23 protein-coding genes are annotated in these 20,186 nt (G+C 52.3%); 22 read left to right on the top strand and 1 reads right to left on the bottom strand.

The genetic code is table 11. The features are described 5' to 3' along the window. Positions 1-3 precede the first annotated feature (3 nt). The 15 genes from PCO85_23060 (at position 4) to trbB (ending at position 10,957) form a co-directional block, all read left to right on the top strand. Entirely contained in the window at positions 4-294 is a 291-nt protein-coding gene (locus PCO85_23060; protein ID WJV56198.1) for a hypothetical protein, read from the top strand. Further along, positions 291-2,960: a type IV secretion system protein TraC gene (gene traC, locus PCO85_23055; GenBank protein ID WJV56197.1), complete on the top strand. Its 2,670-nt coding sequence runs from the start codon at positions 291-293 to the stop codon at positions 2,958-2,960. Before PCO85_23060 ends, traC begins: the two co-directional genes overlap by 4 nt. Further along, positions 2,953-3,387 (top strand): type-F conjugative transfer system protein TrbI, encoded by a 435-nt coding sequence (gene trbI / locus PCO85_23050; protein ID WJV56196.1) that lies wholly within the window; start codon positions 2,953-2,955, stop codon positions 3,385-3,387. The genes traC and trbI overlap by 8 nt, the downstream gene beginning before the upstream one ends. Further along, on the top strand, positions 3,384-4,004 hold the full coding sequence (gene traW, locus PCO85_23045; protein WJV56195.1) for a type-F conjugative transfer system protein TraW: 621 nt from the start codon (positions 3,384-3,386) through the stop codon (positions 4,002-4,004). The genes trbI and traW overlap by 4 nt, the downstream gene beginning before the upstream one ends. Then, positions 4,001-4,276 carry a hypothetical protein gene (locus PCO85_23040; protein ID WJV56194.1) on the top strand — a complete coding sequence of 92 codons (276 nt, stop codon included), beginning with the start codon at positions 4,001-4,003 and terminating at the stop codon, positions 4,274-4,276. Before traW ends, PCO85_23040 begins: the two co-directional genes overlap by 4 nt. Further along, positions 4,276-4,473, top strand: a complete 198-nt coding sequence (locus tag PCO85_23035) for a hypothetical protein (GenBank protein ID WJV56193.1) — start codon at positions 4,276-4,278, stop codon at positions 4,471-4,473. The genes PCO85_23040 and PCO85_23035 overlap by 1 nt, the downstream gene beginning before the upstream one ends. Positions 4,474-4,479: 6 nt before the next feature. Then, positions 4,480-5,046 (top strand): hypothetical protein, encoded by a 567-nt coding sequence (locus PCO85_23030; GenBank protein ID WJV56192.1) that lies wholly within the window; start codon positions 4,480-4,482, stop codon positions 5,044-5,046. A gap of 11 nt (positions 5,047-5,057) precedes the next feature. Further along, on the top strand, positions 5,058-6,008 hold the full coding sequence (traU, locus tag PCO85_23025; protein WJV56191.1) for a conjugal transfer pilus assembly protein TraU: 951 nt from the start codon (positions 5,058-5,060) through the stop codon (positions 6,006-6,008). Between the two features lie 8 nt (positions 6,009-6,016). After that, the gene (gene trbC, locus PCO85_23020) at positions 6,017-6,637 is read left to right on the top strand and encodes a type-F conjugative transfer system pilin assembly protein TrbC (GenBank protein ID WJV56190.1); all 621 of its coding nucleotides are present in this window, start codon (positions 6,017-6,019) and stop codon (positions 6,635-6,637) included. Further along, positions 6,634-8,526, top strand: coding sequence for a type-F conjugative transfer system mating-pair stabilization protein TraN (gene traN / locus PCO85_23015; GenBank protein ID WJV56254.1), 1,893 nt, complete (start codon positions 6,634-6,636; stop codon positions 8,524-8,526). Before trbC ends, traN begins: the two co-directional genes overlap by 4 nt. Continuing rightward, the gene (traF, locus tag PCO85_23010; GenBank protein WJV56253.1) at positions 8,526-9,323 is read left to right on the top strand and encodes a type-F conjugative transfer system pilin assembly protein TraF; all 798 of its coding nucleotides are present in this window, start codon (positions 8,526-8,528) and stop codon (positions 9,321-9,323) included. The genes traN and traF overlap by 1 nt, the downstream gene beginning before the upstream one ends. Positions 9,324-9,337: 14 nt before the next feature. Beyond that, positions 9,338-9,598 carry a hypothetical protein gene (locus tag PCO85_23005; protein WJV56252.1) on the top strand — a complete coding sequence of 87 codons (261 nt, stop codon included), beginning with the start codon at positions 9,338-9,340 and terminating at the stop codon, positions 9,596-9,598. 96 nt (positions 9,599-9,694) lie between these two features. Continuing rightward, positions 9,695-10,114 carry a hypothetical protein gene (locus tag PCO85_23000; GenBank protein WJV56251.1) on the top strand — a complete coding sequence of 140 codons (420 nt, stop codon included), beginning with the start codon at positions 9,695-9,697 and terminating at the stop codon, positions 10,112-10,114. Further along, positions 10,107-10,319 (top strand): hypothetical protein, encoded by a 213-nt coding sequence (locus tag PCO85_22995; protein ID WJV56250.1) that lies wholly within the window; start codon positions 10,107-10,109, stop codon positions 10,317-10,319. Before PCO85_23000 ends, PCO85_22995 begins: the two co-directional genes overlap by 8 nt. After that, positions 10,316-10,957 (top strand): F-type conjugal transfer protein TrbB, encoded by a 642-nt coding sequence (gene trbB, locus PCO85_22990; GenBank protein WJV56249.1) that lies wholly within the window; start codon positions 10,316-10,318, stop codon positions 10,955-10,957. The genes PCO85_22995 and trbB overlap by 4 nt, the downstream gene beginning before the upstream one ends. A gap of 431 nt (positions 10,958-11,388) precedes the next feature. On the opposite strand, the gene PCO85_22985 is transcribed toward trbB, so the two are convergent. Then, complete coding sequence (locus tag PCO85_22985; protein ID WJV56248.1) at positions 11,389-12,549, bottom strand: hypothetical protein; 1,161 nt, start codon at positions 12,547-12,549, stop codon at positions 11,389-11,391. A 212-nt stretch (positions 12,550-12,761) separates the two neighbouring features. On the opposite strand from PCO85_22985, the gene traH reads away from it, so the two are divergent. The 7 genes from traH to PCO85_22950 all read left to right on the top strand — a co-directional run bounded on the left by traH (position 12,762) and on the right by PCO85_22950 (position 20,132). Then, entirely contained in the window at positions 12,762-14,129 is a 1,368-nt protein-coding gene (traH, locus tag PCO85_22980; GenBank protein ID WJV56247.1) for a conjugal transfer pilus assembly protein TraH, read from the top strand. After that, positions 14,122-17,379: a conjugal transfer mating-pair stabilization protein TraG gene (traG, locus tag PCO85_22975; GenBank protein WJV56246.1), complete on the top strand. Its 3,258-nt coding sequence runs from the start codon at positions 14,122-14,124 to the stop codon at positions 17,377-17,379. Before traH ends, traG begins: the two co-directional genes overlap by 8 nt. 29 nt (positions 17,380-17,408) lie before the next feature. After that, positions 17,409-17,978 carry a hypothetical protein gene (locus PCO85_22970; protein ID WJV56245.1) on the top strand — a complete coding sequence of 190 codons (570 nt, stop codon included), beginning with the start codon at positions 17,409-17,411 and terminating at the stop codon, positions 17,976-17,978. 126 nt (positions 17,979-18,104) lie between these two features. Beyond that, on the top strand, positions 18,105-18,839 hold the full coding sequence (traT, locus tag PCO85_22965) for a complement resistance protein TraT (GenBank protein ID WJV56244.1): 735 nt from the start codon (positions 18,105-18,107) through the stop codon (positions 18,837-18,839). A 149-nt stretch (positions 18,840-18,988) separates the two neighbouring features. Next, positions 18,989-19,234 (top strand): AbrB/MazE/SpoVT family DNA-binding domain-containing protein, encoded by a 246-nt coding sequence (locus PCO85_22960; GenBank protein ID WJV56243.1) that lies wholly within the window; start codon positions 18,989-18,991, stop codon positions 19,232-19,234. Further along, positions 19,234-19,566: an endoribonuclease MazF gene (mazF, locus tag PCO85_22955; GenBank protein ID WJV56242.1), complete on the top strand. Its 333-nt coding sequence runs from the start codon at positions 19,234-19,236 to the stop codon at positions 19,564-19,566. The genes PCO85_22960 and mazF overlap by 1 nt, the downstream gene beginning before the upstream one ends. A gap of 218 nt (positions 19,567-19,784) precedes the next feature. Continuing rightward, positions 19,785-20,132, top strand: coding sequence for a hypothetical protein (locus tag PCO85_22950; GenBank protein ID WJV56241.1), 348 nt, complete (start codon positions 19,785-19,787; stop codon positions 20,130-20,132). Positions 20,133-20,186: the final 54 nt, after the last annotated feature.

Here is a 20,186-nt window from a genome sequence, read left to right as displayed (position 1 = left end):
CCAATGAAACGGAAATTAACCTCCGCATTTATTGACGAGCAGCCCGTGCCAGCGTCATCCCTGCGCTGCCTGCATTATCAACCGCCAGGATTGGCCGTGTTTTCACCACCCAGAGACGTCCTGACATCAGGGAACATTATCGGTATCGGATTAACGGGAAGCGGTAAAACCTGCAGTATATCTTCCTTTTTGGACGGCATTACGCTTGCTGACAAAGCCTGGGGAATAATCTGCAACGCGGTCCCGTATCGTTTTTATTCTCTGCAACACATTAAAAAAGGCAGGGTGTCATGAGCGATTCCTGGTTAGACCAACTGGCTAACATTTTTGCCGGCAGTAAGGATGAAGGCGGGGCAAAGACGGCGGCCGACATGTTGCAGCAAAGCCTGAGCTATCCGTCCATCACCAGCCTGTTACCCTACCGAATGTATGATGAAAAAACTGAACTGTTTATCAACAGTCGATCCATCGGCTTCATCATGGAAGTGGCCCCGCTGGCCGGGGCCAATCAGCAAGTTGTGCAGGCGCTCGATGACCTGTTGCGCAAAAAAATGCCCCGCAAAACGCCGGTGACCGTGCTGATGGTGGCCAGTAAGTGTGTGGGTGAGATGCTCGACAATGGTCTCAGTAAGGACATGTGGAAAGGCAGCATGGCGAAACCGCTTAACGCCATCACCAAAGCCTACTGGGAGCGGGCGGCCCTGAAGGGACTCAGTAATGACCGGGAATACCCGCTTTATCTGCGTAACTACCGCGTGTTTCTGGTGTATGCCCGCTCAGGGCGAGGCGGTATCCGGGCGATGGACGCCGTTGTGCAACTGCGGGAGACGCTGCGCGTCTCACTGATGGCGGCCCATATGGAAACCCGCCGCGTCGGTGCCCCGGAGTTCCTGTCGATCATGCGGGAACAGCTTAACTACCGGCCGGGACAGGTGACCCGCAGTCCCGATCACTGGAACACCGACCAGGAACTGCACCGCCAGTGCGTCGATCACAGTACCGAAATGGAAGTGCGTCCGGGCTATCTGCGGTTGACCACCGCGCGTCAGCCGGAGGACCGAATCCTCGGAGACAGCCGCGATACCGCCGTCGCCAGCACCCGTATTGTGAATATGCAACTGACTAAAGCCCCGGCGAGGTTTGCGCTCTGGCAGGCGTCAGACAATCTGCAGAACATGCGTTTTCCCGATCTGGGTATTCCCTGTCCGTTCATCCTCAGTTGGACGGTCTCCGTGGAAGATCAGGTAAAAAGCCAGAACGACGCGTTTCGTAAAGAGCAGGACCTGGGTAAGAAAGCCGGCACGTCCTACGCCAAGCTGTTCCCCGGCACCCAGCGGGCGTATGAGGAATGGCGAGACCTGCGGCAGGGGCTGGCCAGTAACGAAATTGCCATGTGCAATTTCTCGCTGAACCTGACCCTGTTCACGCCGGATGACGCCAGCGAACAACAGTCGTGTGAACTGGCGGCCATCAATGTCTTTCGCAAAAATGACCTGGAAATCTCCGCCCCGCGCTTTCAGCAGTTGCGAAACTGGATCAGCTCCTTTCCCTTCATGATGCAGGAAGGGCTGTGGGAAGACATGGTGGTGATGGGGTCGACGCTGCGCTGTAAAAGCTTTAACGCCGTCAACCTGATGCCGGTGGTGGCTGAGCGGCAAATGTCACCGATAGGTAGTCCGTTGCCGACCTACCGTAACCAGCTGGCATTTTTCGATATGTTCAGCGAAACCAGCGGCAGCACTAACTACAACATTGCGGTGACGGGGACCACCGGCGCGGGCAAAAGCTTCTTTATTCAGGAAATCCTGCGGCAGGTGCTGAACTCCCACGGTTTCGCCTGGGTTATCGACATGGGGGCGAGCTACAAAAACTTCTGTAAACAAGCCGGCGGGAAATACCTGGACGGTGCCACCCTGCGCTTTAACCCCTTTGCGAACGTGGTGGACATTAAAGAGTCGGCAGAAGGCATCACTGGCCTGCTGACCGTACTGGCCAGCCCTAATGAGCAGTTGGATAAGGTCAGCGAAACCATTCTGCTCAAAGGCGTGGTCGCGGCCTGGGAAGCGAAAGCCAACAAAGCCCGTATCGATGACGTGGTGGCGTACATGATTTCGCAAGAAGTCACCACCACTTACGACTCCCAGCCGACCATCCGTGACCGTATTAACGAGCTGGTTCTGCTGCTCGACCGCTGGTGTACCTGGGGGGCGAACGGGGAGTACTTCAACTCCGATAATCCTACGCTCGATGGCGAAACACGCTTTGCCGTGCTGGAGTTGCTGAGCCTGGAGAACCAGCCACACCTGCTGTCCGCCATCCTGTATTCGCTCATTCTGGCCATACAGGAAAAAATGTACCACTCGCCGCGTGACCTGAAAAAAGTGGCCATTATCGACGAAGCCTGGCGTCTGTTCAGCGGCTCTAACCCGCATGCCGCACGGTTTATCGAAACCGGCTACCGGACGGTGCGCCGTCACCGTGGGGCCTTCATCACCATCACACAGGGGATTAAGGACTTCACCGGCACCAAAGACCAGGCCGCACCGGCGGCGGCGGCGGCCGCCTGGGATTGTAGCGGGACAAAAGTGACGCTGTTGCAGGATGCCAAAGCCTTTAAAACCTATATCAATGCCAACCCTGACCAGTTTACCGAAATGGAAACCCAGGTCATTCGCGGCTTCCAGCCGGCGAAAGAAACGGGCTTCAGTTCGGTGATGATTTCGACCGGGGAAAACAGTTCCTTCCATCGCGTTTTCGTCGATCCGGTCACGCGGGCGATGTTCAGTACGCGCGGGCAGGATTTCCAGTACATGAGCGAGGCGCAGGATGCGGGGGCCACCAGTGAAGAGGCGGCCTTCCTGCTGGCCTGTGAACCCGACATGTATCAGGACGAGATCCGCGAGCTGGAAATTTGGGCAGGGTTGAGTGTGAAAGAAACCGAGGAAATCAACCGTGAATGAAACCGATATCGATGCGCAAAACGTCAGGCAGGGCATCAGCATCACACCGGCCAGTAAGGCCGGTTTTTTCAACAAGAAATTCGTGCGGGCTGGGGCGGTGGCACTGTTGCTGACACTGCTGCTGGTCACGGTGTGTGCCGGTATCAGTGCACTGGTCGCTCAACAATTTCAGTGCCGGACGGTGGTCTTTGACATGAAGGGCACTATCGATCTGTTTATGCAGCAGTCGGCTAAAAAGCAGCTGGATGAGAACAGCGCACGGGTGTTGACCACCCGGTTTGATCAGGCGCTTAAAGCCAGCCTGAATGACTGGCAGCAGGCGCACGGTGACCTGATCCTGGTGCCGCCGGCGGTGGTGACGCCCGTACTGGACATCACGCCTCAGATCCAGGCGGACATTGCCCACCGCATGCAGGAGGCACCATGACATCACGGTGGGTTATCTGCCTGCTGGCAGGCTTATTCAGCCTGTCAGCAGGGGCAAAAGATCTCGGCACTATTGGTCATTTGTTTCCGATAGCCGAGCCTGACCTGCTGGATTTTATCGGTCAGCGCCTGCATGGCATGAAAGACAGCGGTGAGATGGACAGGATCCAGCGCGAAGCCGAAGCCAGGGTGAAAGCCCACGCCGTTCGCCCCGATCCGGTGGCGGGCCTGACCTCGGCGAAAGCCGACCGCACGCTGCACTATGACCCGACGTTTACCGTGCGTGAAACTATCCGCGATATGCGCGGTAACGTCATCGCCCGTGCCGGTGACCAGGTCAATCCGCTGGATAAAGTGCCGTTTAGCGAAACCCTGTACTTCATTGACGGCGACAACCCTGCGCAGATGAAGTGGGTGAAACAGCAGCTGGCCGGGCAGGTTAATTTCAAAGTCATTCTGGTGAACGGCAATATCCGGGACAGCAGCAATGCGCTGGATGAACCGGTGTACTTCGACCAGTACGGCACCCTGACAACAAAATTTGGCTTCGAGCATACGCCGGTACGTATCAGCCGCGACGACAGGACGCTCAAGGTCGAGGAGGTGGCACTGAAATGAATCACTGCGTTAAAGACAATCACGACGCGGATAACATCAAACGCTTTGCCACCACCGTGCGGCTGGGCGACACCGATAAAAACGGCCTGCGGGCCATGACCGAAGAACACCCACTTTACACCGAATCGGTGGTTATCCGCGCGGCTCTGCAGACGCTGCTGGCCCTGAGCGCCGAGCTTCGCAGCTCGCTCATCCTGGCGTCACTGAGTGACCACGATATTCGCACGGTGCTCCAGCGTCATGGGCCTCTTTCTAAAGAAAGGAGCGAGTGATGGACAGCCTGGCGAACATCGATATTCATAGCCATCAGGCACAGTTTGTTCTTTTTTTGGATGTGTTTCTGCTCATTTACTTACTTTATTACTCTAAACGCAGGGGGCTGAAAAAAACAGTCTCACCCCCCGTCCCCCCAGAAATCTTGCCTGAACAGCCGCGTCCCACACCGCCACATCATGTAGCTGAAGGTTGAATAAGTATGAGCATTCTTGATCTTTTCGTATCACTGACCACTTACCAAAAGGTATTTTTACTGGAAGTCTTCATTTTTATTCTCCTCGCAGTAGTCATCAAAATCTACTTCAGGTTTGGTGATAAATCGGAAACTCAACGTGACGAACCATTGTATGACGCGCTGGCGGACGATGAGACCCGTTCAACGCTGCACAGATACCAGGCAGTCATCACCGGGAAAGCCCTTCATCTCATGATGAACGAAGCCTATTTTGATGCCATCTTGTTTGGTTTTCTCAGGAGTCTCCAACGAGAGGGCTATACGTTATCCAGCGCAGAGGGTCTTGAGTCCCTGCTGCCGGGCGATACGTTTAATAGGATTGCCCTTGAGGTGGAAAGAACGCGGCTGGATTATCTCACCACGTTGGACTATGACATTGATGAGGATATAGCTCTCCACATGCAGAGTGGTCATTCGCAGAAATTTCTAGCTCGGTTCATTGACAGTTGCTCAAAACTAGGCTGGAAGATCGTGCCACTCATACAGCAGTCGGAGGACGAATGCGTAGACTCATTCTCTGTCTCACCTTAATATGGGGAGGTATGTTGTGTACACTGGCGCACGGCGCAAGCGCTAACGCCGGTGACGGTCGCTGGGTAAACCCCATTAGCGACGTCTGTTGGAAATGCCTGTTTCCCATGACGCTCGGCAGTATTCAACTGGCATCCGGTTCGCATCCCGACACACCTAATCCTGCTTCGCCGATCCAGCTTTGTCCCTACGGTATATTTTATCGCTTGGGACTAGCCATTGGTTTCTGGGAGCCTATGGCACTCACCGATGTGACGCGTGAGCCGGGTGTTATGGTTAACATGGGCGGTTTCAAAATCAACCTCGGGCGTACCGGGACAGGGACGGGTGGGCAGAGTGATAAACCGTCGCCAGGGGCATTTTACCATGTGCACTGGTACAAGTATCCACTGATTTACTGGCTGAACATTCTTACCACAATGGGCTGCATGCAGACGGGGGACATGGATATTGCCTATCTCTCTGAGGTGGACCCACTTTGGAACGATAGCACACTGGCTATGATCCTTAATCCAGAGGTGAGCCTGTTTTCCAACCTGCTGGCTCAGGGTGCCTGCGCAGCAGACTCCATTGCCTCGACTGCGGGCATGCCGTTAGACCCACTTTTTTGGTGTGCGGGTGCTCAGGGTTCGATGTATCCCTTCACCGGTTATACCAGTAACGAGTTCTCGCCGCTGGAGGCCTCGGTGCTGGTCAGTGAACGGATGGCGTTCAAACTGCACAGGGAGGGCTTGCTGATGGAGACGGTCGGGGCGGACGTGGCGGTATGTTACGAGTATCCGTCTCCAATTATCCCGAAATCACGATGGCGCTATCAGATGGTCAATATGTATCCGGAACCTAGTGATTGCCATCCGTTTGGTACCTCCACGCAACTATGGGGCTCAACACATAACTCCCCGGCCTCCAAAAAGAATTTCGGCTACCTCATGTGGCGAAAACGCAACTGTGTTTATTTGTAAGGACCATTATGAACAAACTTCTGATTACGGCACTGAGCCTCTGTGTCACGCTGCTCTATGTCCGATTTGCGCAGGCAGCGGAGCAACCCATCGTGTCGGCTAACGACATGATGTACATGAAGCAACAGCAACGGGAACTAGAACAGTTTCAAGCACAACTGAGGGGTTCGAACATCATCCTACCAGATGTTCAGCAGGGCAGGGTGTCACAGTTTCAAAATGAAATTGCTGCGTCGCAGGCGGATCTGAACAGTGTGGAACGCACCACGCCACGGGCTGTGTATTTTGTAAGCCTCGGCATTCCCGAAGAAGGCGTGCTGCCGATGCTACAGGACGCACGGCGCTTCGGCATTCCTGCCACTCTTCGCGGTCTGCTGGACAATGATTTTCGAAAAACTGCCTCGGTGATGTTCGATCTGTCAAAGAAGGACAAGCAGGTGGGGGTCCAGATCGACCCGACGCTGTACCAGCAATATGGCATTAAGGCAGTCCCGGCGCTCGTTGTAACCTGTCCTGGTCATTTTGATGTTATTCGCGGCAGCCTATCTTTGTACCAGGCTCTAGAAAAAATTGCTGATAAGGGAGATTGTGCGGCAACGGCCCGCGATATTTTGAGGGGCAAATTATGAAAGCGAGAGTTGGATTACTGGTTGCCTGCTTCATTGTAAGTTTTGGGGCGCGATCGGACAACATGGATGACGCTTTCAATCAGGGGACGACGGAGGCTAAACAATCATCCGGGCTTGGAATTAATGCGCTGAACGATACCGGAGTAATATCTGGAACCATCTCAGGATATACAGCCAATCCATCGCAAAGTAGTTATTATGGTGGGGTAAGTGGCGGAGATAACGGATTAGCAGATGCAGGCACAAGTGCGGTGCAAAGTAATGATACTGCGCAGACAGTAATAAGTTCGTCAACATCAAACCCGGCGGTAACCATCGATTCGACCGCTACCTTCATAACTAATGGTAAAAATGCAGAATTGAATTCATCTACCATTGCTAATGGTACTAATTCGCAATGTACTTCATCAGTTGTTTCTAAGACGGCATTTGAAAATTACTCCTGTGACAAGGATGTTGGCACTGTTGAGACCTGTGCAAGAACAGGAGCAGCTTCAGGGCACTGGTCTGTTGAATCAACAGAGCAAACTATCACTTTAACAAACTCGGATTTTTTCTTTCGCTATGACGGTAACCTAGGTATTTATTATGGGTTTACGCCTACTGTTAATGGCGTGGTTGTCAGCGGGAATATGCATATAACGCGCACAGGAAAATCTGGAGCCGGATCTTTTAGTACAACCTTTTTAAATTCTTCTTTTACATATGCTGATGGTGGCTTCAATACAGCATTAGGTAATTGGGTTAATGAGTTTGACCATAGCCTTGATCGTTCTGTGGGATACACATTGGTCAGCGGTCAGGCGCTGACTTTCCATTTTTCAAGTACAAATGGATGTTCAGGTTTTTGGTGTAATTTCGCAAAACAAGATGCTGATACAAGAGCGAATGCATTCAAAAGTGGAATATATCAAATCAGAGTTACGTTGGTTGTCAAAACAGAAAAAAGAGTATGGATTCCGCAAGTAACTTTTACCGAATCATGCAACTTTGATAAAAGTACAGGGAATTTAATAAACACAGTTTGTTCATCGGAGGGTGGTACCAAAGTAATTGATGGCCAAACTGTTAGTAGTGACTGTTGGCAATATACTGATGAATATTACGTCCCTTCCGACTCTTTGGGTACTTGTGGGACTTATATAAGTAATGCCAATTGCACCGCTACTGGAACATCATGTTCAGAATCGACGAGTGGATATTGCACCCATCAAACCATCACTTATCAGTGTCAGACTACCTACACCTCAGAGGGACTGTTGTGTGGAGGTTCTTATTTTTGCATGACCGGTGACTGCAATGATACGACAGGTGCAGGGGACAGTGGTTTCGACACGGCGGTCGCGAAGCTCGCCGGGCTTGCCTCGGCCGGTGAGGATGTGAAAAACGATCAGATCAACGTGAAGGCCTTCACCGGGCAGGCAATGTCCTGTCGTAAGGCGATGGCGGGCTTTTCTAACTGCTGCGTTGACTCTGGATGGGGTAACAGCGTGGGACTGGCCAACTGCAACAGCGAAGAAATGGCTATAGGTAAGGCAAAAGCAAAGAAAGTCGTGGTCAGCGTTGGTCAAGCTTGTGCCCATGCGGTACTGGGTGTTTGCATCCAGAAAAAGCAGGTGTACTGCGTGTTCGGAGGCAAGCTTGCTCGTATCATTCAAGAACAGGGGCGGCGTGATCAGCTCGGTGTAAGCTTTGGCAGTGGCGACTCGCCGAATTGCCGTGGCATCACTATATCGGAACTGCAGAACATTAACTTTGATCTTATCAATTTTTCCGACTTTTACAGTGACCTGATGGCCAACCAGAAAATCCCTGATTCCTCCGCAATGGTGAAGCAAGCAAAAGACCGCATTGCCGCACAGGTTAACGCTCAGACCGGAGGAAAGTGATGAAAAAAGTGTTGTTGGCTTGTCTGATCACCTGCGCCGTCCCGGCGTTTGCCGATAAGGGGCAAACGCCTACCGACGTTATGGTGTCACCAGTTGATCCCTTCACTGGCTGGCACTGGTATAACGAGCCGAAGAAAAAACCGGAGGAGTCGAGGAGTGAACCAATACCGCCCCCGGCGGTTCCGAATTTTAGCAAACTATCGCCAACTGAGCAGGCTAATTTGCTGAAGGGGTACACGCGAGAGGCCTTGGCTCGCGCCATTCTCTACCCGACCAGCGAAAACACGGCGACGTTCCTGCGGTGGCAGAAGTTTTGGACGGATCATGCCTCAATGTTCAGCCAGTCATTTGCGGTGGCTCAGTTGGATCATCCCGATCTGGACTACAACCTCGAACACCCGCACTACAACAGTACGGCACCGCTGCAGCAGGCCAGCGATCAGGCCAAGCAGGCACAGGCCATCAGCGAACTGTCAGCTCAATACGGGATGTTTTACTTTTATCGTGGCAGTGACCCGATTGATGCGCAGATGGCCGGGGTGGTGGCTGACTTTGCCCGCACGCGGCATATCTCGTTAATCCCGGTAAGCGTGGACGGCCAAATCTCCCCGCAGGTGCCGGACAGCCGCCAGGACGCAGGGCAAAGTGCCCGGATGGGCATCAGCCATTTCCCCGCTTTATTCCTGGTTAACCCGGCCTCCCGCGACTTTCGTCCGCTGGCTTATGGCTTTATGACACAGGATGACCTGGCGAAGCGCTTCCTGAACGTGGCCACGGGTTTCAAACCTAACTTCTAAAGTAAGACCCCATTATGCAAAGCATTATTCTTAATATTGAAAGCATCAGGGAAGGTGAAACGTTCACCGGCATTGAGTATGACGTTGTGACATTTTCAACGCGCCCCGGATTGGACTGTCATGCGCTGGAAAGTGCGATACAGGCGCACTTCATGGACGACATGCTGAACTTTGACTATTGCCCACAGCAGGGGACGGGCGATTTCATCTTGCTCTGCTCCTTCCTGAGTGTCGGTGAACGTATCGTGCCTTACGCGGCAGACCTCACCGACTAACCCCCCGTTTAACCCCTTCTTCAGAACCGAGGATTTCTCATGCAACTTTCAGCGCTCAAAACGGGCGCCGCAGCCGGCTGGGCTGCGGTCAGGCTCGTGCTCGATATCATGGTCATCGGGCCGGTGTTTATTTTCTCTCTCTTTATAGTGGTTAATGCCTGGCCTTCGCCGAGGGCGTTTGTCATCCGTCAGGCCGAAGGGCTGGTGGAGGGGGCCGCGCCGGGTAACGTATGGGGATGTGCTGCTCTCCCGGCGGGCATGACAGTCAATGAACGGGCGCTACCGCAGCCGGTCACGCCGTCACCTTACCAATGTGTCCCCGAACAGGTGAGCCGTGAAACCTATATCACGGGGTTTAATCACAACCTGCTTACTCTCTACGGGCTTCTCACCACGCTTTACGCGTGTGTCTATTTGGCCGCACGCTGGCTGATGGTGGGACGTAAAGGCCGGAAGCCCGTTGTGGCTTTTAGCATGGCGGTTCAGGGCGGGAAACAGGAGCAAAAACATGAATAATTTGCCCGTCGTGGCCGTGTTATTTCTGCTTGGCATCCTCGCTAACTGCCTGAGTGAGTTGCTGGCCTACTCGGCGACGCTGACGCGACAGGTGTTGGTTTTTTCAACCTTCACCTGCCTTATCCTGTCGCTGGTCGTGCTCATCGCGTCTGAAGTCCTCGCACACCGTAAGGCGCGCAGGAAGAACCGGGAGGCAAAATCGTGAAACTTACCCTTCTGTTGCCTTTCTTTTGCCTGATGACTCCGCTGGTCGCGCAGGCAACCGTGGCCGACCAGATAGCGGCACTGGAAAGGTCCAAGACACAAACGAACTGGTCACCGGCGCTGCCTGACCTGGGGTTACCGCAGGCGCGTATTCCCTCAAATCGTGCGCCGCACATGATGACGCTCACCGACGGGCGCGAGGTGAACCTGAACAATTATGCCATCGTGGTGTTTATGCAGCGGGGGTGTCCGTACAGCGCGAAATTCGACCCGAAGTTAAAGCAGTGGGCAGAGGAGGTCGGCATTAAGGTTTATCCCTATACGCTTGACGGCTATGGTGATACGTCCTTTCCGGTGGCCCTTATTCCCCGTAAACGCGGCGCCAATGAGCCGCTGGCGGGTGAAATCATGACGTTTTTTGGCAATGGCTTGCCCATCGCCACGCCGACCACGTTTCTGGTTAACGTCGCCACCCCGCGTCCGGACAATACCATTGCGGCTTTTCCGCTTTATCAGGGGGATACCGACATGGGCACCCTGAGCCAGCGCGTCGCGCTGATGATTGAGGCGGATATCGACAATCTGCCCTCCAATACACTGGGGCCGGTGCCTTCCAGTCAGGCCATCACCCCGCAGTAACGCATGTCCGTTCCCCGACGGTAGATGAACATCAAGCCTGAGAACGCCATCCGCTAAGCGGTGACGTTGTGGTTATCCCAAAGGAAGAAAAAAGATGAAGACAACAGATCCGTGCGCACAGCCGGTAAAGACGAAGAGAACACCCGCTGAAAAGCTTGTGCTGCTGTGCGCCATTATCTGGTGCGGTACAACGTGGTGGTTTTTCTTCTGCACCCGAGCCGACACCGTTCCTACGTTTCCACCGGGTGCGGAATGGCGCTACTTGTCAGACCGGATGTTTTTCAGCCTGCCTGGGTGGTTGTTTACCCTACTACCGGTGTGGTGCATTTACCTAGATCACGTCATCAGTTCAGGGCTACCCACTCTCAACGGTTGGCTGCGCCGTTATGGAATTTACTGCGCTGCCAGTTTGGCAACCGCGTTTTATATTTTCACTCAACGCGCCTATCCGGATGTAGTGGCAGGGAATGAACCTTTCTTTTACATATTTGCAGGGTTACTTTTAGGTTTACTGTGTATAGAACGGAGCAAACGAAAATGAGTAAGTAAAATTTTAACGACTGCCTGATACTTTTAAAGAAATCAGGCAGGGAGAGCGAGATGTATTTTAAAGACCAGTGAGCGAAGCTGTATTTGAAAGAGTACTGGCTCTTAAGCGTCAGGCAGGCATCATTACAGTTATCATCTGTTATCTGCGAGAGAAAAAACTGGGCTTTGTCCTGCTGGTTATGAGTATTCAGGTATTTTGCCAATAAGATCCTTTTCGATACGGACGTAATATCGGTTTTCAGCAGAAAAAGCAGTGTCTGAGCATCTTCACGGGTTATGTGTTTTTTATTTTCGTACCAGCCATCTTGCACGATTGGGTTATCAGCGAAATTCATGTTGAGAAACTGACGTAGAGCATCACGACGTTGGAGAGATTTGATTTCATCAATAACCAAAGCGGGGTAAAGCTTTTCGGCATAAGAGAAAGGTTGCGGCTGATAATAAAAATGACTGGGTGTTTTCAGGTAAAAGCTTTCTTGTAGATCCGCAAGTTTCCCTGAATTGTGATTATCTGTAGTTTCCCAATACGCGATTTGGCCGGTTTGCTCATCACGGTAAGCCACGAACGCATGGTGTGGGGCATAAACAATTTCGGCCTCTTTCCCTGCTATATGCATAGCATCCATCAGAAGATAGACATTCAAATCACAGTCTGAAAAGCGGGCAGACCACCCTTTAGAGACGGCTGCAACAGGCGTGTAGTAAAAGGATTTACCGAGCAGCTTGTTAGCGCAGGCAAGGAAACGCACGTTACTCAGGTTTGAGGCGCAATCCCTTCTGGTGGAATTAAAATAAGCCTCAGTATTCCCATAAGCCTTGCTAGCCTTTTCTACCGTTGCCAGACCGCTTTCTTCATCAAATTTAATCAACCGGTGGGACAGAAATTTGGCATCAAAGGTGCCAGTTGCATCCCCCAGGGAAAGCGCGGATTTTTTGTAGCTTTTATTTGCGTTGGCTGAGTCATACGCGTTTTGTGCCATTGGATAAACGCTTGCAGCAATAAGCAAGCTGACCATCATGCAGGCTGCCGTCAGTTTTCTCAAATTTCCATCCCCTCATCGTCACAAGCTGATAAATGATGCACAGGTAAGGTGCGGGTGCTTTCACGTTATCGGCCGGATTTTCAATGCTTTTAACAATAAAGAACGGGTAAAGCCATGAAGACAAAAATGGTTCTGAAAAGGAACGATTTCCCTTTAGAAAAGAGAGGGTATGAGCCAACCGACATCAATCCATTTCATCAGGAGGCATCACGATGAAATTTCGGCAGCTACTTCTGTCAATTGTAACCGTAATGGGTATGAGTACCCCTGCGCTGGCCGACGTACAGGGCGACCTGAACGGGTTTTTCGGCAGTCTGGGCTATGACGGCAACGTCTCCAAAGCGCAGGCCTGGCAGGGGCAGGCCGCAGGCTACATCACCGGTGGTTCGGTGTATCTGCGAAATCCGGTAAAACAGGTACAACTTATCTCGATGCAGGTGCCCTCCCTGAATTCGGGTTGCGGGGGGATTGATGCATATCTGGGGGCCTTCTCGTATATCAACGGGGAGGAAATACAGCGCTTTGCCAAGCAAATTATGAGCAATGCGGCGGGCTACGCTTTTGACCTGGCTTTGCAGATGATGGTGCCTGAACTGAAACAGGCCAAAGATTTCCTGCAAAAACTCGCCTCCGACGTAAACTCCTCCAACATGAGTTCCTGTCAGGCAGCGCAGGGGATCATTGGTGGCCTCTGGCCCGTATCTCAGCTTTCCAACCAGAAAATCTGCCAGGACATTGCCGGTGACGACAATATCTTCTCCGACTGGGCCTCATCCCGGCAGGGTTGCACAGTAGGTGGGCAGGGTGACAGCGTCACGGGCCGTGCCAGTGCCAATGAAAAAGACCAGGTGCTGAAGAACAAAAATCTCGTGTGGGATGCGCTCGGGCGCAACCACCTTTTCGACGGGAATCGCCAGTTGAAAGAGCTGGTGATGAGTATCGTCGGATCCATCATTTTCAACAGCGCTGGGCAGGTGACTATCCTGACACCGATGGTGGATAACCGGGATGTGATCACCGTACTGATGCGCGGCGGGACCGCCAAGATTTACGGCTGTGATGAACCCGACCTTTGCCTCGGGCCGACGGTGGCCAGCGTCACCATCAGCAGCAACAACGCGCTGGTCACGCTGGTCCAAAACATCATGTTGTCCATGAACCAGAAGCTTACGGATGACACCGGCTTATCCGACCAGGAAAAGGGTTTTCTCAACACCACCTCTGTCCCCGTCCTGAAATACCTGACCAACTCGCAGAGTATGGGGCAAAGCCCGACCTACCTCATCCAGGTGGCGGATTACATCGCGCAGGATTTAATGATCCAGTACCTGCAGGAGCTGGTGAAGCAGGCCAGTCAGTCGCTGGCCGGGAAAAACTTCCCGGAACAGGCGGCGGGAGAGTTGCGGCAGAACGTAGCTCAGGCACAGCAGCTGCTGGCCAACATGAAGCTGCAGTCGGCGGCCGATCAGAACGCGCTGGACGGTATTGATCGCAACATGCAGTACCTCCAGCAGCAGGTCTCGACCATTATTTCAACCTCATATCAGGGTAACTACCGTTGGGGGACCAGCAATGACTGAAATGTATACGATATACGGCGGGGACATGTGGCGGCAGGTGTTAAACGGCGTCGTCACCATTCTGGGCGCCGATACGTTTGATACCTTGCTTCGCATTGTCAGCACATTTGGCGTGCTGGGGGTGATGGTGTCCTTTATCAAAACCCGTGATCCGCGCGTATTTATGCACTGGCTGGCCGTGTTCATGTTTATTACGTCTGTGTTACTGGTGCCAAAACGGTCGGTACAAATCCTCGATATCACCGACCCGGCAGCTGTGTACGAGGTGGACAATGTGCCGCTGGGACTGGCCATGATTGCGGGGCTGACCACCGGTGCGGGATTTGGGGTGGCGCAGTTGTACGATTACACCTTATCGCGCCCGGACTCGCTGACCTATACCAAGAGCGGGATGCTGTTTGGTTCTCAAATCGTGGCGCAAACCTCCGATTTTCGGACGCAAAACCCGCAGCTGGCACAGATGCTGACAGACTATGTCGAAAACTGTGTGATTGGTGACATTTTGCTTAACAACAAATACACCATCAACCAGCTGCTCAACAGCACCGACCCGCTGACGCTGATCACCAATAACCCGAGTCCTTTACGGGGGATCTATCAGACGGTCAGTGGGGTGAGGCAGTTTGTGACCTGCCAGCAGGCCGCCGGCACCATCAGAACGCTGATGGGGAGTGATATTTCGGTGGGCGGCGTCAGCTGGCACGATATGGCGACCCGCGTGTTTGGCAGTAAAGTGAATGCGGATGCGTTGCTGAGCAATGCCATGAACGACAGCTACGGATTTTTCTATGCAGGCGGACTGAGTGCCTCACAGATTATGCGTAACAACGTGACCAATGCCGCCATCCGCGACGGCTGGAAAGGGTTTGCCGCCCGCTCCTCGGATACGGCAAACCTGGTGAATCTGGCCACCGAATCGACCCTGACCAAACAGCGTCTGAGCTGGGCGGCGGGCGGGGCAATTGCCTCACAAACGTTACCGATGTTCCAGTCCCTGATGATGCTGATTCTGATTGGCCTTTTCCCGCTGGTGATTGCGCTGGCCCTGGTCAACCACACCATCTTCGGGCTGAATACCCTCAAGCTGTACGCCGGCGGGTTCTTGTATTTCCAGATGTGGCCGGTGATGTTTGCGATTTTGAATTCCCTGGCCAACTTTTACCTCCAGTCAAAAACCGGTTCAACGGCGTTGGTGCTGGCGAATCAGGATCGCATTGCCCTGCAACATTCTGACGTGGCCAATATCGCAGGCTATCTCAGTATGTCGATCCCGGTACTGTCCTTTTTCCTGACGAAAGGCGCAGCTTCGGTGGCGTCGCAGGTGGTGGGCGGCGTGATGAGTTCAGCGGCGTTCTCTGCGGGCGGTCAGGCATCCACGACCGCTGACGGCAACTGGTCGTTTAACAACATGTCGATGGATAACGTTAACGCCAACAAATTTGACACCAACCTGTCGCAACGTATGGGTCAGCAAAGCCACCAGATGGAAAATGGCGGGATGCGCACCCTGACGGCTGACGGTCATAACGTCTATGACACATCTCAGGCCATCTCTAACCTGCCGGTTAACATGCGACTCAGTTCACTGGCGAGCAGCGGTTTCCAGGAGCAGTCGCGGCAGGCGCAGCAGGAGGCACAAACGGCGCTCGATGGGTATAACCACAGTGTCACCAGCGGCTTCCAGCAACTGAACCAGCTGACCAGCCAAAGCGGTAACAGCGCTTCGATGACGCAGGGCAGTGAAAACACCCAGGCCACCAACGCAACACGGGGGGCGAGCATGATGATGTCGGCCGCTGAAAGCTATGGTAAAGCGCATAACATCTCTACCCAGGAGGCCTACAACCAACTGATGGACATCACCAATCAGGGTTCAGGGGGGGCAGGTATGTCGGCGAATGTTAAGGTGGATTCTGGCGATCAGCTCGTCGGGAAATTGGGCAAATGGGCCTCGGGTGTGAGTGTGGGTGGTGAGGCGCATATCAATACTGACTGGAGACATACCTCTGGCAGTGCGCACGGTACACAGGATTCTCATTCTGAAGGGAAAGACTTCCGCCATGACGAAAACAGCCAGACGGTCAAGGACTTCCGTCAGGGCATGGATATGGTGACGTCAGCGCGCGTGAGCGAGTCTGGCAACCAGACGGATAACCAGTCGAATTCCCAGGTTGAGCAGTATGCTGCGACGCTGAATGATGCGAAAAGTCAGTATCATCAGTACACTGACAGCAGCACCAAAAGCCAGGAATTCAGCCGGATGGCCACATTGGCCCAGAACGAAAGTGCCAGCCTGGATGCCAACTACAATCAGGAATTCGTGGACTGGACGACGGCTAAATTTGGTAATAATGCCCAGGGTATTCTGACCAACGTTAATTCCGCGCGTGAAGCGGCCACGGAGTTTATGAAAGAGCGTCTGGAGCCGGAAATCATGCAAAACTACGGCTCACGGACGGAACAGACAAACACACAACCTCTGACACCATCAAACTCGTTAGAATACGGCGCGGTCACTGCGCAACATACCGCAGGAGGTGACTCAATCCCTGCGCCTTATGGAGCCAGTACGGTGGTGGGCAGCCAGCAGAACGATGTAACAGGCTCTCGTGGTGTTACGGAAACTGACCCTAGAGGAACATTAACAACAGGGAACGCTCCGGGGACTACAGCAAGTGGGGGCCCAGATGAAGTTCACGGTACATCTCCGGTTCGGGGACCCGGTCCATTTTTGACGAGCGGGGGTGAGGAAGATCTGCATAATCAGGAGAGAAATCTTCATGGACCGAGTGAGGTTCACGGTACGTCTCCAGTACGTGGGGCCGGCTCATTACTGACAAGTGGGGGTGAGGTAAACCTACATAATCAGGAGAGAAACCTCCATGTGCAAGGTGGCCCACCGTCAGCGTCAATGGAAGATAATTATAATGCGGCTGCTGAGAAAGTGAGGGAGCACGCTGAGGGTGCTGGTATCCCTAAAAACGTGGCGGGGCAGGTTGCAGCACAAAGATCTGCTAATTTTAATGTCATTAGAGAAAATGGCGGGAAAATCGATCAAAACGAAACCCCTGTTCAGGCATCCAGTGATATACTCAGAAGTGAGCATCAAGGTGCGGTGAAAGGCCAGCAGATTGGCCGCACTGAAGAGGATCTAAAACAAACGTTACCTGTTTGGGATAGCTCAGAAAAAAGGGATAACTTTAAAGATAAACTTGAGCGGCTTAGAGAAGAGCAGAGAAAAGCTTCTTAAGGTCAATCGGTGAATTAGTGTGAGGATATATGAGTAATTTAACTGTTGATAAGATTGATGCTGATATCGCCGGTCTTATGAATGGCTTTGGATTTGATAGCCGTCCTATTCCTTCGCTATTCTCATTATTGAGATTGAGCTTATTTATTCCGTTGTTATCTGCCTTTTTTAGCCTGATCAGCATACTCAGTATTTATCTTTTTTATAAAGGTTCAGATTCATCGTTTGGTGGATATTTTAACTATCTTCTCAGTGATGGATGGATTGCTGTGATTCCAACGGTTGTTATTGGATTATTTTTTTCATTTATGACCTATAACAGTTTAATAATGTACATGTCAGTACCAAAAGAGCTTCGCGATAAATCCGTAATTCTTGGTCATTTAAAGAAAGTAGCATGTCGAACAGCTAGTGCGTTCTTGCTGCTTATGCTATTGACAGCATTGCTTTCTGGAACTTACTCAAGGTTAGCCTTTGCAATTCCATTGCTCGAGTTGGCGATGTTTTTTGCCATAAATTTGGTTGTTGGGTCTGAAATTAACCGCTTGGGTGCCGGCCTGGCCCTCGATAAAATTAGTAAGCTGATCAAAAAGATTTAAGCATTATCCCTGCTGCCGATAACCCTTCTGTCATTTTAACGGAAGGGTTTCACCCTCCAGATTTATATCCAAATAGCCAATATTTCGGGGCGTGCCTGCTCCGCTTTTTTGACAAGGAAACAGTAAATGAAAACCCGCAATTCTCTAGTGGCGGCTGCTGTCGTCTCATGCATGGTACTTTCCGGTTGCAGCGCGATGAGCACCGCCATCAAAAAGCGTAATCTCGATGTGAAAACACAGATGAGCCAGACCGTATGGCTGGAGCCATCAAGCGAGAAAACGGTCTATATTCAGGTTCGGAACACTTCTGACAAAGACATGGGCGACCTGCAAACGCTATTAGCACAGGATTTGCGTGCTAAAGGTTATAACGTCACGTCGTCACCGGACTCTGCGTATTATTGGATCCAGGCCAACGTGCTGAAAGCTGAGAAAATGGACCTGCGTCAGGCACAAGGGTTGCTCTCAACGGGGTATGAAGGTGCTGCCACAGGCGCCGCACTGGGCGCGGGGATCACCGCGTATAACAGCACATCCGGCGGTGCGATTCTGGGGGTAGGATTGGCTGCTGGTCTGGCCGGTATGGCGGCAGACGCGATGGTGGAAGACACCAACTACACAATGGTGACCGATCTGCAGATTTCGGAACGTAGCAAAGCGACCGTGACAACAGATAACGTCGCCGCGTTACGCCAGGGTAACTCGGGTGTGAAGGTGCAGACCAGCAGTGAAGAAGGCAACCGCATGAAATACCAGACGCGCGTAGTTTCTAACGCCAACAAGGTGAACCTCAAGTTCGAAGAAGCTAAACCGGTTCTGGAAGCTCAGTTGGCCAAATCCGTCGACGGAATCATGAACTAACCTTTCCCCGCTCGTTTATGCATTACCGGATGGCACACGGTCCTGTACCATCCGGTCAGCCCTCTTGTTAATCAATACGTATCAACAAAGTTGACACTAAAAGTAGTAATGATACAGTATCATCATTGTTGATACGCGAGGGTGAAGAAATGGCACAAGTTATCGTAAAAAAATGGGGCAATAGCCCGTCAGTCAGGCTACCGGTTGCAATCATGAAAGCAGCCTCTCTGAACATTGATGATACCGTTGAAATTGTCGTGGAAGAAGGACGCATCATCATCGTTCCAACGAGAGTAAAAGAATACTCGCTGGATGCTCTTCTGGCGGGGATCTCTGCTGATAATATCCATGATAAAGCCGATTTTGGTGCTCCGACTGGCAAGGAATTACTCTGATGGTTTCCCGTTTTGTACCTGACTCGGGGGATTTGATCTGGATTGATTTTGATCCTGTTGCGGGACACGAGCAAGGAGGGCATCGTCCTGCCGTTGTCCTCAGTCCTTTTGCTTATAACAACAAAGTGGGGCTTTTACTCTGTGTCCCCTGTACGACACAAGTCAAAAACTACCCGTTCGAAGTGGAATTATCAGGAAGCCGCGAGGGTGTCGCCCTAGCCGATCAGGTGACCTGTGTTGACTGGCGAGCCAGAAAGATAACCAAGAAAGGAACGGTTGCTGTAAACGAGTTGGCTGAAATACGTGCCAAGGCTAAATCTCTCATAGGATGAATTTCCCCAGTTTCCTGTATTACGTTTTTTCCGGTTAATACCTGAATACCCTGTCTTCTCCATGCATAACGTAACAACCCTACACGCCACCCTTTAACTCTCCGGTGGCCGTGCCTGCTTTTCCACCTGTGATATTCCGCTTCCTCGTTCAGACGCAAATCCCCGCGTCCGGACTGTGGCGAGCGTTGCCGCTAAACGCCCAACTGAAGGAATTGCTCATGCTACACAAAAGTGCCCGTGGCCTGATGGCCTGGTTTACCCTGTTTTTTATCTGGAGCGCGTTTGTTCTCTGGTATCACGGCGTCGCCCTGCTGCAGTTCATCATGCACGACAGTAATTTTTACGCCTTCTCGCTGGCCTTACGCCAGACCCGCAGCGATATGCTGCCTGATGCTTTGCCGGTCGTACTGTTGATGATGTTGGTGTTGGCGGTTGGTGCATTTTTGTCGTCTGTCACGGTTGCCATGATAAACGCGGTGGCTTTCCTGTTCAGAGCGGCCGGTGCACTGATCCAGGCGCAGTTCAGTCAAACTCACGCACGCCGCAATACATCTTCATTCCATTAAGTTCTTTACTGCTTTTTCGTCCCTTTCATCCCCGTTTTTTCATTGACCATCCTG

The sequence above is a fragment of the Prodigiosinella aquatilis genome (assembly GCA_030388725.1).
GTDB classification, from domain to species: domain Bacteria; phylum Pseudomonadota; class Gammaproteobacteria; order Enterobacterales; family Enterobacteriaceae; genus Prodigiosinella; species Prodigiosinella aquatilis.
The sequence above is the reverse complement of the archived record's forward strand: the minus strand, read 5'-3'. Positions and strand labels throughout refer to the sequence as shown.